Here is a 13,234-nt window from a genome sequence, read left to right on the forward strand (position 1 = left end):
GTCTCTCTTGGCCCCGCATGCTTTGGTCGGCGTGCGGGGTCCTTTTTATTCCGAAGGCGATCGCGACTACTTGGTCGCGGTCGGGCCGCCGTTGGCCGACGCAGGCGTCGTCGACCTGAAATTGCTCGACTCCCGAACGAGTTGCTCGGTCATCGCGGCCGCCACCGGATTCGCACCGGACGACGAACTCCCCGGCCGGTACGAACCGGCGCTTGCCGACATCGACGACATCGGCGGCGGCGGCAACGACGGGTCGAGCTTCGCCGATTGCCTGACGAGCGCGGCCGTCTCCGGCGTTTCGGATCTCGTCGCGGCCGGCGCTGCGGCCGCGTGGCGTTCGAGGCCGTCGCGCTTGCGCGGTGCACGTTGCGTGACCTGCGCGGGCGCGGCCGGCTGAGCATTCTGGGCGACAGGCGCCGGGGCCGGCGGGGTCGAATCCTGCGCATCGACCGTCACGACATTCACCTTCGGTGGCGGCGCACTCGGCTTCGTCACCGGTTGTGCTTTGTCACTGACCACCGGTACAGCCGGGGCAGAAGGCGGCGCGGCGCTGACGCGCGCCGGTGCGGGTGGAGGGGGCGGAACAGCGGCCTGTTGCTGTGGCGCCGCGGCGGCGGGTGCCGGCGGCGCAATGGTGCCCTGCACTGCGTGATCGTTGCTCACGGGCGCCACGGCAACCGGCGCGGCCGAATCGCCGATGCCGGCGTCTTCGATCGCACGGTGGTCCGCGCGCAGGAGCATCACGTAGCCAGTGCCGGCTGCGGCTACCAGGAGCCCACCGGCGATCATCAAGGTCTTGCGGGTACTCGTCATGCTTGCTCACCAGTCATGTCGACGTGAACAAGCCATCATACGCGGCCGTCTGCCATTGATCCCGCATGAATACATTTGGTTGCATTGATGCCGGCGGCACGTCGGCGGCCCGTTCGTCAGACGGTTTGCCGGCCCTGCTCCGGCACGATCAACGCACGGCCATCACTCCGGAAACGGCAATTCGGTTTGGCCGTCCGCGCGCATGCCGAACGTGTTAAGCGTCATTGCAACAAGCGCGTAATAGCCGAGCAATGCAACGAGGTTCACGACGGTTTCGTGGCCGAAGCGCGCCTGCGCTCGTGAGAACGTCGCATCGCTGACGCGCCGCGTATCGTACAGCTCGCTCGCGAACGCATGGATCAGCGCATCGTCGTCCGATTCGAATACGGGCGCGACACCAAGCCGGATCGCGTCGGCCGTCGCGGCCGGCACGCCCGCGTCGAGTGCAATCGGATGATGGATGTGCCACTCGGCCTGCGAGCGCCAGCGCGCGGCCGTCACGAGAATCGCGAGCTCCGACAGCCGCAGCGGCAGGCCCGTGCGATAGCGGCAGAACGCGCCGAGCTTCTGCGCGTGCTGGGCGAGCTCGGGGCTCGCGATCCAGCCGAGAAACGGCCCGTTCAGGTTGCCGCGCGGGCCGCTGAGAATGTCGGCCAGCACGGCTTTCTGTTCATCGGTGGCCGATGCGGGATCGAACGGAGGCAATCTGTTTGTCATGGCGATGTCCGGACAAGGTTTCGACGAATGGAGCGTCACGCGCCGGCCGACGCGAGCGCCGCGCCGATTGCACCCGACAGCCGCTCGACGATCGTCTCGATCTGTTGCGCGGTACTGATGAACGGCGGCGCAACCAGGATGTGATCGCCGTGAATGCCGTCGATCGTCCCGCCCATCGGATACACCATCAGCCCGCGCTGCATCGCCTCGCGCTTGACCGCGGCATGCAGCTTCAGCGCGGGATCGAAGGTCGCCTTGGTGTCGCGGTCGCGCACGAGCTCGACGCCGACGAACAGCCCGCGGCCACGCACGTCGCCGACGTGAGGATGTGCGCCGAGTTGCTCGCGCAACGACGCGCGCAACTGCTCGCCGCGTGCCTTCACGTTGTCGAGCAGCTTCTCTTCGGCGATCACGCGCTGCACTTCGAGTGCAGCCGCACATGCGGTCGCGTGTCCGAGGTACGTGTGGCCGTGCTGGAAGAAGCCCGAGCCGTCGACGATCGTCCGGTAGATGCGATCGCTGACGAGCGTCGCGCCGATCGGCTGGTAGCCCGCGCCGAGCCCTTTCGCGATCGTCAACAGGTCGGGCGCAATGCCGTCTTCGTCGCATGCGTACAGATAGCCCGTGCGCCCCATGCCCGACATGATCTCGTCGAGGATCAGCAGCACGCCGTACTTGTCGCACACCGCGCGAATCTTCTTCAGGTACGTGCGCACCGGCGGCACCGCGCCGGCCGTTGCGCCCACGACCGTCTCCGCGACGAACGCCGCGACGTTTTCCGCGCCGAGCTCGACGATCTTCTGCTCGAGCTCGTCCGCCAGACGCTGCGCATACGCTTCGTCGGTTTCGCCCGCCCGCTGGTCGCGGTACGCGTAGCACGGGCTCACGTGGTGCGCTTCGATCAGCAGCGGCAGGAACGGCTCGCGCCGCCATGCGTTGCCGCCGATCGCGAGCGCGCCGAGCGTGTTGCCGTGATAGCTCTGGCGCCGCGCGATGAAATGCCGGCGCTGCGGCTCGCCCTTCTCGACGAAATACTGGCGCGCGAGCTTCAGTGCAGCCTCGACCGCTTCGGAGCCGCCTGACACGAAATACACGTGGTCGAGGCCGGCAGGTGCGCCATCGACGAGCCGGTCGGCCAGTTCCTCGGCCACGGCGGTCGTGAAGAACGACGTATGCGCATAGGCCAGCTGCTGCGCCTGCCGCTTGATCGCGTCGATCACGCGCTGGTTGCTGTGGCCGAGACACGACACGGCCGCGCCGCCGCAGGCGTCGATATAGCGTTTGCCGGTCGAGTCGATGATCTCGATGCCGTCGCCTGCGACGGCAACGGGCAAGGTGGCGCGCGGGGCGCGATGGAAAACGGTCGTCATGCGTTGCCTCATGGATCAGGATGCGCGGAGCGCGCGTCCGGACGGCACGATGCGCGTCGCGAAACGCTGCGTGCCGTGTTGGTGAACGGTGAAATCGATCGATGCCGCGCCGATCGCGAACACGGCGGTTGCCAGCGTGTTCTCGTCGTCGGGGTCGGCCGGATCGTCGCGGTAGATCGGCAGCCCTTCCGGCGCGCGATCGCCGAGCACGCGCAGCAGCGCGGCTTCGTCGATCGTGTCGATGCCGGGTGTCAGCGCGTCGACGCGGCGCTGGCGGTCGGCCGACGATTGCGTGACGATCTGCGCTTGCGCATCGCAACCGGGATGCACGAGATGGTTCGCATGGCCCGAAAGCCGCGCGACATCGATGACCGAACAGCGCGCGACGCTCGCTTCGATGCTCAGCAAGCGTGCATCGCCGGTCGCGCCAAGCGTGTGATGAAACCCGCTCGCGCGCGCATACCCGCGCAGCACGTCGGCCGCTGCGTCGAGCGACGTCGCATCGAGCACGGCGCGCGCGAGGATCATGCGCGGCACGCCCGGCGCCGGCGTGCGGATCCGCAGGTTGTTGATCGCCTGCGCGATGCCCGCGCGGTTCGCGGCAAACGTATGGCCCGGCAGCGAGCCGGGGTAATAGAAACTGATGAAGCCCGGCTTGCCCGCCGGCTGCACGTCGACGAGCAGGCAGCGCTCGCGCAGGTACGGATCGCCGTCCTCGTTGTGCGCGATCCAGCGTGTGCCGCCGGCGTCGCGCGCGGCCAGCGTCGTGCAGCCGTCCGGCGCGTTGTGGATCAGCTCGCCGCGGCAGTTCCACAGGAAGATGTCCTCGGCCGGCCAGCCGATGCCCGCCGCGATCCCGTCCAGTTCCGCGACGAGCTCGGGGTACGCGGCCAGCGCGGCCTGCCGCAACGCATCGACGAACGGATGGCCGCGCCAGCGGCGGACGGCCTGCCACGCGCTGCTCTGCTGCATGTACGCGTCGAACACGGGGCGGGCAAGCTCGCCGAGGCGCACGCCGATGTCGAACGGCGCGCCGGCGATGACGGGGGAAAGGGAAAGCGGCATGTCGGCGATTTCGGTTTCGTTCAGGACACGTGTTTCAGGAATTCCTTCAGGCGCGGTGTCGGCGGCCGGTCGATCAGGTCGACCGGATGGCCGTCCTCTGCAATGCCGCCCTGATCCATGAACAGCAACCGCGTGCCGACCCGCTTCGCGAAGCCGATCTCGTGCGTGACGACGATCATCGTCATCCCCTCGGTCGCGAGATCCTGCATCACTTTCAGCACTTCGTGGCGCAATTCCGGATCGAGCGCCGACGTCGGCTCGTCGAACAGCATCAGCCGCGGCTTGATCGCGAGCGCACGTGCGATCGCGACGCGCTGCTGCTGGCCGCCCGACAGCTCCGACGGGTAATGATTCGCGCGCGATTCGAGGCCGACCTTGTCGAGCAGCGCCATCGCCTGGTCGCGCGCGTCGGCGCGCGATGCGCCACGCACCTGGATCGGCCCGAACATCACGTTCTCGAGCGCGGTCATTTGCGGAAACAGGTTGAACTGCTGGAACACCATCCCTGCTTCGAGCCGGATGTTGCGGATCGTCGTCGCGTTGCCGCGCACGCTCTGGCCGTCGACGAGCAACTCGCCGCCGGTGATTTTCTCGAGCGCGTTGATACAGCGCAGCATCGTCGACTTGCCCGACCCGGACGGGCCGATCACGACGACCACCTCGCCCGCGTCGATCTTCAGGTCGATGTGCTTCAGCACCGGTACGTGGCCGAAGCTCTTCGACACGTTCTGGAATTCGATCATGCTCATAAAATCCGCATCCTCTTCTCGACGAGCCGCAGCGTCAACGTCATGGCGCCGGTCAGCAACAGATAGATGACCGCCACCGCCGTCCAGATCTCGACCGCCTGGAAATTGCCCGCGATGATTTCCTGCCCCTTGCGCGTCAGCTCGCCGACGCCGATCACGATGAACAGCGACGTGTCCTTGAGGCTCACGATGCACTGGTTGCCGAGCGGCGGAATCAACCGCCGGAACGCGAGCGGCCCGACCACCTTGAGCAGCACGCGCGGCATCGACAAGCCCATTGCGAGCCCCGCTTCCGTCAGCCCCTTCGGGATCGACAGCAGCGCGCCGCGCACCACTTCCGCGAGATACGCGCCGGAATTCACCGTGATCGCGATGATCGCGGCCGTCAGGCCGTCGATGCGGATATGGGCGAGCAGCGGCAACGCAAAGTACAGGAACATCACCTGCACGACGATCGGCGTGCCGCGGATCAGTTCAATATAGACCTGTGCGAGCACGTTCATCGCCTTCGGTCCGTATGCGCGGAACATCCCCGCGACCATCCCGACGATGAAGCCGCCCACCAGCCCGAAAAATGCGATGAACACCGTCAACCGGACCCCGTCCATCAGGTCCGGCAACGCCGCCCAGATCGCCGACCAATCGAAATTCACTTGTCGCTCCCCGTTCGAATCAAGACCGGCGCGACCGCCCGGCCGCGCCATGGTGCACCGTCGCGCTTACATCTTCGGCGGCTCGGCGCCGAACCACTTCCTGTAGATCTGCGCGTAGCGGCCGTCTGCCTTGATCTTCACGAGCGACGCGTTGACCTTCGGCACGAGCGGGCTGCCCTTCGGGAAGCCGATCCCGTACTTGTCGCCACTGACCGGCTGGCCCGCGACCTTCACCTTGCCCTTGCCTTCGTTGTTCACGAAGAACAGCACGTTCGGCGTGTCGTGCATCGCCGCGTCGACACGGCCGGCTTCGAGCGCGAGGTAGGCCTGGTCGATGTTCGGGAACTGGCGGATCTCCTTCGGCTTCAGGTGCGCCTTGATCCAGTCGATCGTCGCCGTGCCCGTCTTCGCGGCGATCACCTTGCCGTTCAGGTCGTCGATCGACTTGATCGACGTGTTGCCGGTCTGCACCATCGCCGCAAGGCCGCTGTCGTAATACGGCGCGGAGAAGTCGATCGCCTTCTTGCGCTCCTCCCTGATCGTCATCCCCGACAGCGCGACGTCGATGTTCTGCGTCTGCAGCGCCGGGATCAGGCCCGCGAAATCCATCGGCTGGATCGTGTATTTCCAGCCCTGGTCCTTCGCGATCTCGGCCCACAGGTCGAGATCGAAGCCGACGTACTTGTCGCCCTGCTTGAACTCGAACGGCATGAACGACGTGTCGGTCCCGACGACGAGCGTCGTGGTATCCGCGTGCGCGATGCCGGCACCGAGCGCGGCGGCAACCGCGACGGCTTTCAGGAAGGAACGGCGACTCATGGTTTCTCTCCGCATGATTGAGCGATGTGACCGGCCAGCCGGCCGGCGGTAACGACGACATCAAGCCGCACCGCAACATGCGATGTCGAATTAGACCTTAGTGCAACAAGTGTTGTCAATGGCGATACTACGACAACAAAAAAGTCCGCAACGGGTAAATGCATCGAGACAAACCCGGGCCGTGTGGGGCGGATTGATCGGAGGAAAGGGGAAGACGGGAGAATGGTCCGCCAAGGTATGCAGACCGGCGCACGACTCGCGGGTACGCGAAAGGCGGGAGCGTGCGGAAAGGATCGTGGCGGCTGGCGGCATGCCCCAGCTGCAAAAGGAAGGCGACGCGCCATGCGCCGCCCGCTCGTTCGTTCGCGCGGACGGCCAGCGGTTCAACAACGCGCGTCCTGTCAACCGTCGGCGCGATTCAGCGAAGGTTGCGGAATGCGTTCGCCAGCGTCGCCCGGCGACGCGCCGGTGCGGCGTCGATCACGCCGCCACCCCGCTCGCCTGATGCGACACGAGTCGCGCATACGCGCCCTGCCGCGCCATCAGGTCCGCATGGCTGCCCGCTTCGATCACGCCGCCCTGCTCGATCACGAGGATCAGGTCGGCGTTGCGCACGGTCGACAGCCGGTGCGCGATGATGATCGACGTGCGTTGCGTCATCAGGTCCTCCAGCGCCGCGCGGATCTGCTGCTCGCTGATCGTGTCCAGATGCGACGTCGCCTCGTCGAGGATCAGCACCGGCGCATCCTTCAGGAACGCACGCGCGATGGCCACGCGCTGGCGCTGGCCGCCCGACAACTGCACGCCGCGCTCGCCGACGCGCGTCGCGAGCCCGTCCGGCAGCCGCGCGACAAAATCGCCGAGCGCCGCATGGTCGATCGCGCGCCGCACGTCCGCGTCGGACGCATCGTTCGCCGCGAGCCGGATGTTCGCTTCGAGCGTGTCGTTGAACAGGTAGGTATCCTGCGCAACGAGCGCGATGTGCTGCCGCAGATCGTCGAGCCGCAGGTCGCGCAGGTCGACGCCGCCGAGCGTCACGCGGCCCTGTTGCGGATCCCAGAAGCGCAGCAGCAGGCTCGCGACCGTCGACTTGCCGGCGCCCGATGCGCCCACCAGCGCGACCGTGCTGCCGGGTGGCACCTCGAAACTCACGCGGTCGATCGCGGGCACGCTGCGGCCCGGATACGTGAACGACGCCGCCTCGAAACGCACGGCCGGATTGCCGGGCATCGGCTGCGCGCCATCCGTCACCGGCACCGGCTCCTTCTCCAGCGCGCGCAGGCGGCGGGTCGACGCGATCGTGTCGGCGAGCTGGCGCGCGACCTGGCCGATTTCGGCGACCGGCATGAATGCGGCCACCGCTACCAGCACCAGCAGCGGCAACGACTCGCGCGGGAACCAGCCGTGGGCGCACAGCAGCGCGCCGAGCGCCGCGACGGCCAACCCGCCGAGCCCGCTTGCGACTTCCAGTGCGGCGCTTTGCGCCGACAGGTCGTCGAGCAGCTTCGCGCGCTGCTTGCGGTACGCATCGACCTCGGCCACGAACGCTTCCCGCCGGCGCACGATCGCCTGGAACGCGGTCAGCTCCGCGAGCCCCTGGATCGTCTCGGTCAGGTGCGCGCCGAGCTGGCCGAGCGCTTCGCGCGCGCCGGTGCCGAGCCGGTCGACGTCGCGCCGCGCGAGCACCGGCGCAAGCCCCGCCCACATCAGGAACGGCAGCAGCACGAGCGCGAGCGGCCATGCGATCGACGCCAGCAACACCAGCACGCCAGCCGGCACGAGCACCGCGACGAACGCCGGCGCCAGCGTGTGCGCGTAGAAATATTCGACGGTCTCGACGTCCTGCGTCGCGAGCGACACGAGATCGCCGGAACGGCGGCGCAGCAGCCCGGCCGGCGCGAGGCGTTCGAGCGTCGCGAACAGCGCGATGCGCATTTCCGCGAGCAGCCGGTACGCCATGTCGTGCGCGAGCCACGATTCGAGCCAGTGCAGCACGGCCGCCACCGGCGCGATCACGAGCAACGCGACGACGAGCGCGGGGCTCACGCGGCCAGACGACACCGCGCCGACCACCAGCGCGCCGATCACGCCGACGCCGATGAACGCGAGCACGCGGCCGATCCCGAACAGCACGGTCAGCGCGACCTTGCCCTTCCACGGCTGCACGAAGCGCAGCAGCGTCTGCAACGTTTCCGGCCAGCCGATCGTCGCCGCATCGTCGTTCAGCGGCCGCACCTGCGGGCCTGACGACGCGCGCGCGGTTACGCCGGCCGTCGCCGCCGTGCCGACGGTTTCGGCGACTGCTTCCAGTTGCGGCCCCATCAGCCGGCGATACGGGCCGTCGCGCGCGATCAGCGCCGCGTGCGTGCCTTCGTCGACGACCTGCCCCTGGTCGAGCACCAGGATGCGGTCGGCGCCGATCACGCTGGACAGCCGGTGCGCGAGCACGAGCGTCGTCCGCCCGCGCGTGAGCCGGTCGAGCGCCTGCTGGATCAGCGCTTCGTTTTCCGCATCGACCGACGACAGCGCCTCGTCGAGCAGCAGGATCGGCGCATCGCGCAGCAGCGCGCGGGCAATCGCGATGCGCTGGCGCTGGCCGCCCGACAGCATGAGCCCGCGTTCGCCGATGCGCGTCGCATAGCCTTCGGGCAGCGCCGAGATGAAATCGTGCGCGTTGGCGGCGCGCGCGGCCGCGATCATGTCCGCGTCGCTCGCATCGGGGCGGCCAAGCCGCAGGTTGTCGGCGACGCTGCCGTCGAACAGCGTCGCATCCTGCGCGACGACCGCGATCATTTCGCGCACCTGGTCGGCATCGAGCGCGCGCACGTCGTGGCCGCCGATGCGCACCGCACCGCCCTGCGCATCGTGCTGGCGCAGCAACAGCCGCACGATCGTGGATTTGCCTGCGCCGCTCGGCCCGACGATCGCGACCGTTTCACCTTCGCGAACCGTGAAGCTCAACGCCGCATGTGCATCCGCACGACGCCCCGGATACGCGAAGCTGACGCCGTCGAACGCGATCTCCGGGCGCAGGCCCGTCACGCGCGGCACTTCGATGGAAGGTGCATGGCTGCCCGCGTCGAGCAACGCATGGATCGCGGTCGCCGCCGACTGGCCGATCATCCCCTGGTGCAGCACCGCGCGCAGGTCGCGCAGCGGCCGGAAGATTTCGCTGCCGGCCATCAGCACGATCAGCAGCGCTTCAAGACTCATGTCGCCATGCCGGACCCGCCACGCGCCCACCGCGATCGCCGCGGCCGCGCCGAGGCCGGTGCCGAGATCCGTGAAGAGGCGCGTCAGCAGGCCGAGCGCGAGCACCCAGAACGTGCTGTCGGACAGCGCGCGCGCCTTCGCGGCCAGCTTCGCGCCGAACGCGGTGCTCTGCCCGAACGCCTTCAGCGTCGGCAGGCCCTGCACCGCGTCGAGAAACTCCTCGCCGAACGCCTTGAAGGCCTTCGAGCGGGCGAGCGCCGCGCGCTTGTCGGCACGATGCACGAGTTGCGGCAGCGCAAGCGTGACGAGCGCGGCGACCAGCAGGACCGCGGCTGTCGGCACGTCCCACCATGCGAGCACCGCGAAGATCATCACCGGCGCGCACGCGGCGATCACGAGCTGCGGCAGGTAGGTGCCGAAGAAGGTCTGCAGCTGCTCGACGCCGTCGACGACGGCCAGCATCACGCCGCCCGTGCGTTCGCCGCTGAACCATGCGGGGCCGAGCGCCGCGATCCGGTCGAACAGCCGCGCGCGCAGCGTGGCCTGCACCCGCCCGGCCGTGTGTTGCGCGAGCAGCGTGCGGCGATGGTCGAGCCATGCGCGCAGCAGCACGCAGGCCGCCGTGGCGGCGACGGCTTCGCCGATGCCGCGTACCGGCGCGCCGGAAAAAACCAGCGCCAGCACGCGCCCGAGAAAGACGAAGCGGAGGATGCCGACACCCATCGCGAGGAGCCCGAGCGCGACGGCCGCCGCCACCCGCCAGCGCAGTCCCGTCATCATTGCCCATAGTCGCCGGTCGAAATACATGCAGCCTCCAGTCGGTGTTTCGTTGCGTTTTTCTTGACCGGATCGAGGCTACCCGCGCCGCTTGCGCGCGGCAAAAGATGATTTTTCAACGGGTGTTGAGTCAACTACAATACCCGGCATGTCGCACCTTCCTCCCCTCAGCGCGCTGCGTGCTTTCGAGGCGGCCGTCCGCCTCGGCGGGTTCGCGCGCGCGGCGCTCGAGCTGAACGTGTCGACCAGCGCGGTCAGCCACCAGATCCGCTCGCTCGAGGAATCGCTGGGTGCGCGGCTGCTCGAACGCAGCACGGGGCTCGGCGGCATCAGCCTCACGCCTGCCGGGGCACGCCTGCTGCCGGCCGTCAGCGATGCGCTGTCGCGCCTCACCGACGCCTGCGCCGAAATTCGCGGCACCGCGCAACGGCTCACCGTGTCCGCCAACGCGCCGTTTTCGTCGATGTGGCTCGCACGCCGTCTGGCGGAATTCTCGTCGCTCCATCCCGACACGCCGCTGCATGCCGTCGTGCTCGACGAAGCGCCGGATTTCGCGCGCAGCGGCGTCGATCTGGCGATCGTGCACGTGCCGGCGCACCGGCTGCGGGCCGACGACGACGTGCTGCTGCGGGAAACCGTGTTTCCGGTCTGCAGCCCCGAACTGTTTCCGTACGCGTCGGGGCATGTGTGCCGCTCGCGGCTGCTGCAGGAGATGCACGAGGACAGCCCCGAGATCGACTGGCGCAACTGGGCATCGGAATTCGGCCTGCCGGGCGACTTCGAGACGAAGATCGTCCGTTACAGCAGTTTCAGCCAGGTGATCGGCGCGGCGGTCGGCGGCGCGGGCATTGCGCTCGGCCGCGTACCGCTGATCGAGCCCGAACTGCGCAGCGGGCGTCTGGTGCCGCTGGTGCCGGGGCTTGCACGCGATGCGTCGTGGTGCTTCGTGCTGCGCCGCCATCCGTCGACGCGGCACCGGCTGCTCGACCCGCTGGTCGCATTCCTGCGCAGCGAAGCGGAGGCGCCGCCGTTCGTCGCGAAGATGGTTGCGCCCGCATCCAACGACAGTCACGCGCGGGGCGCGGGCGGCGCCTGACGGGCGAGCGGCCCGCGCGGGAAGCCGGTCTCGCCTGCCCCGACCCACCGCTTACGGCGTGGCGAAGAACAGCGCGACGACGCACGCCATCCCGCCAAACCACACGAGCGAACGCAGCGACGCCCAGTTCAGCAGGTACATCAGCGCATAGACGATGCGGATCGCGACGAACGCCATCGCGAGCTGGTCGACGCGATGAACGTTCGCGCCGTTGTGCCACGCCACCACCAGCGCAGCCGTGAACAGCGCAAGCGCTTCCCACGAATTCTGATGCGCGGCCTGCGCGCGGGCGCGCCAGCCGTCGAGCTTCGCCAGGTAATCGCGCGGCGCACTGTTGTCGTAACCCTTGCGGGCCTTGGCAAGAAACGTCATCGGGAACGGCAACAGCGCCACGATGAACAGGCACAGCTGGGATGTCGTCATCAAAGTCTCCTCCGTTATGATTACATTGATCAATGACAAGATCGCCGAGAGCTTAGCATTGCGCCACGCGGTTCGCGCACCGGTTTTCTAGACGGGAGACTCGGCCGCACGGGCCCCGGGTGATCGTGATCGACTCACGTCATCACCCAAATTTCGACCAAATCGCCTACAAATACGTTAATTAAAACTGGTCGAACACCAATAAGATAGCGTTCAACACTGGCTTGGCGCACTATCGCGCCAGGCCGCCGTTTCAATCCGCGCGGCCGCGCACCGAACGACATCCGACCCGAGCCATCCCATGCCCCGTCCCATCGTCGCCCATATCCGCCCCGACGCCATCCGTCACAACCTCGATTTCATCCGCCGCACCGTCGCGCCATCGCGCGTCTGGGCCGTGATCAAGGCCAACGCGTACGGCCATGGCATCGATCGGATCTACCCGGGCCTCGCGGCCGCCGACGGCATCGGGCTGCTCGATCTCGACGAAGCCGTGCGCGTGCGCGAACTCGGCTGGGACAAGCCCGTGCTGCTGCTCGAAGGGATTTTCGAGCCGGCCGACGTCGAACTGGCCGATCGCTACCGGCTGACAGTCAGCGTGCACTGCGACGAGCAGCTCGACCTGCTGATCGCCGCGAAGCCGCAACAGCCGATCGACATCCAGCTCAAGATGAACTCCGGGATGAACCGGCTCGGCTATCGGCCCGACGTTTTCCGTGCTGCGTGGGAGCGTGCGGCGAGCGCCCCGTCGATCGGCAAGATCACGCTGATGATGCATTTCGCGAACGCCGACGAAGGCGAAGTCGACTGGCAGCTCGACCAGTTCGACGCGACCACGGCCGGGATTCCGGGCGAGCGCTCGGTGTCGAATTCCGCAGCCGTGCTGTGGCACCCGCGCGCGCACCGCGACTGGGTGCGGCCCGGCACGATCCTGTACGGTGCGTCGCCGACGGGTGCGTCGCGCCATATCGCCGACACGCCGCTGATGGCCGCGATGACGCTGACGAGCAAGCTCATCGGCGTGCAGACGCTGTCGCCGGCAGAAACCGTCGGCTACGGCCGCCGCTTCACGGCCGACCAGCCGATGCGGATCGGCGTCGTCGCGTGCGGCTACGCGGACGGCTATCCGCGCCACGCGCCGACCGGCACGCCGATCGTGGTGGACGGCGTGATGACGCGCGTCGTCGGCCGCGTGTCGATGGACATGCTGACCGTCGACCTGACGCCGTGCCCGAACGCGGGCATCGGATCGAGCGTCGAGCTGTGGGGCGACCAGGTGAAGGTGGACGACGTCGCGGAAGCGAGCGGCACGATCGGCTACGAGCTGATGTGCGCCCTCGCGCCCCGCGTGCCGGTCGTGATCGTGCCGCCCGGTGCGTCGACCGTGCAGCCGGCGTTGCGGACCGGAAGCTACGGCCGCTGATCGGCGGTCGATGAGGCGGCGCGCCGTCGCGTCGCCGCACCTGCCGCGCTATTTGCTTGCGGGCCGCCTCGGGTGGCCCGTTTGCTTTCCGGCGAACCGGAATCGCGAGCCGGCGA

General features: G+C 68.2%; 11 protein-coding genes. 2 read left to right on the plus strand and 9 right to left on the minus strand.

Features of this window, described 5'->3' with window-relative positions; genetic code table 11:
• Window positions 1-66: 66 nt before the first annotated feature.
• From AC5LXK_RS25900 to AC5LXK_RS25935, 8 genes are all read right to left on the minus strand, one after another.
• Window positions 67-813, minus strand: a complete 747-nt coding sequence (locus tag AC5LXK_RS25900; protein WP_493391529.1) for an extensin — start codon at window positions 811-813, stop codon at window positions 67-69.
• 162 nt (window positions 814-975) lie between these two features.
• Window positions 976-1,530, minus strand: a complete 555-nt coding sequence (locus tag AC5LXK_RS25905; protein WP_493391530.1) for a carboxymuconolactone decarboxylase family protein — start codon at window positions 1,528-1,530, stop codon at window positions 976-978.
• A gap of 35 nt (window positions 1,531-1,565) precedes the next feature.
• Window positions 1,566-2,900 carry an aspartate aminotransferase family protein gene (locus tag AC5LXK_RS25910; RefSeq protein WP_493391531.1) on the minus strand — a complete coding sequence of 445 codons (1,335 nt, stop codon included), beginning with the start codon at window positions 2,898-2,900 and terminating at the stop codon, window positions 1,566-1,568.
• A gap of 15 nt (window positions 2,901-2,915) precedes the next feature.
• The gene (locus AC5LXK_RS25915; protein WP_493391532.1) at window positions 2,916-3,965 is read right to left on the minus strand and encodes a C45 family autoproteolytic acyltransferase/hydrolase; all 1,050 of its coding nucleotides are present in this window, start codon (window positions 3,963-3,965) and stop codon (window positions 2,916-2,918) included.
• 20 nt (window positions 3,966-3,985) lie between these two features.
• Window positions 3,986-4,714: a glutamine ABC transporter ATP-binding protein GlnQ gene (gene glnQ / locus AC5LXK_RS25920; protein WP_493391533.1), complete on the minus strand. Its 729-nt coding sequence runs from the start codon at window positions 4,712-4,714 to the stop codon at window positions 3,986-3,988.
• Window positions 4,711-5,418 carry a glutamine ABC transporter permease GlnP gene (gene glnP, locus AC5LXK_RS25925; RefSeq protein WP_493391534.1) on the minus strand — a complete coding sequence of 236 codons (708 nt, stop codon included), beginning with the start codon at window positions 5,416-5,418 and terminating at the stop codon, window positions 4,711-4,713. The genes glnQ and glnP overlap by 4 nt, the downstream gene beginning before the upstream one ends.
• A gap of 15 nt (window positions 5,419-5,433) precedes the next feature.
• Window positions 5,434-6,186, minus strand: a complete 753-nt coding sequence (gene glnH, locus AC5LXK_RS25930) for a glutamine ABC transporter substrate-binding protein GlnH (protein ID WP_493391535.1) — start codon at window positions 6,184-6,186, stop codon at window positions 5,434-5,436.
• Window positions 6,187-6,666: 480 nt separating this feature from the next.
• Window positions 6,667-10,206, minus strand: coding sequence for an ABC transporter ATP-binding protein/permease (locus tag AC5LXK_RS25935; protein ID WP_493391536.1), 3,540 nt, complete (start codon window positions 10,204-10,206; stop codon window positions 6,667-6,669).
• A gap of 118 nt (window positions 10,207-10,324) precedes the next feature.
• Between AC5LXK_RS25935 and AC5LXK_RS25940 the strand changes: the two genes are divergently transcribed.
• Entirely contained in the window at window positions 10,325-11,272 is a 948-nt protein-coding gene (locus AC5LXK_RS25940) for a LysR family transcriptional regulator (RefSeq protein ID WP_493391537.1), read from the plus strand.
• Window positions 11,273-11,323: 51 nt separating this feature from the next.
• On the opposite strand, the gene AC5LXK_RS25945 is transcribed toward AC5LXK_RS25940, so the two are convergent.
• Window positions 11,324-11,695 carry an MAPEG family protein gene (locus AC5LXK_RS25945; protein ID WP_493391538.1) on the minus strand — a complete coding sequence of 124 codons (372 nt, stop codon included), beginning with the start codon at window positions 11,693-11,695 and terminating at the stop codon, window positions 11,324-11,326.
• 301 nt (window positions 11,696-11,996) lie between these two features.
• Here AC5LXK_RS25945 and alr point away from each other — a divergent pair, with 301 nt between their 5' ends.
• Window positions 11,997-13,118: an alanine racemase gene (gene alr, locus AC5LXK_RS25950; protein WP_493391539.1), complete on the plus strand. Its 1,122-nt coding sequence runs from the start codon at window positions 11,997-11,999 to the stop codon at window positions 13,116-13,118.
• Window positions 13,119-13,234: the final 116 nt, after the last annotated feature.

This window comes from Burkholderia pulmonis (assembly GCF_984667975.1).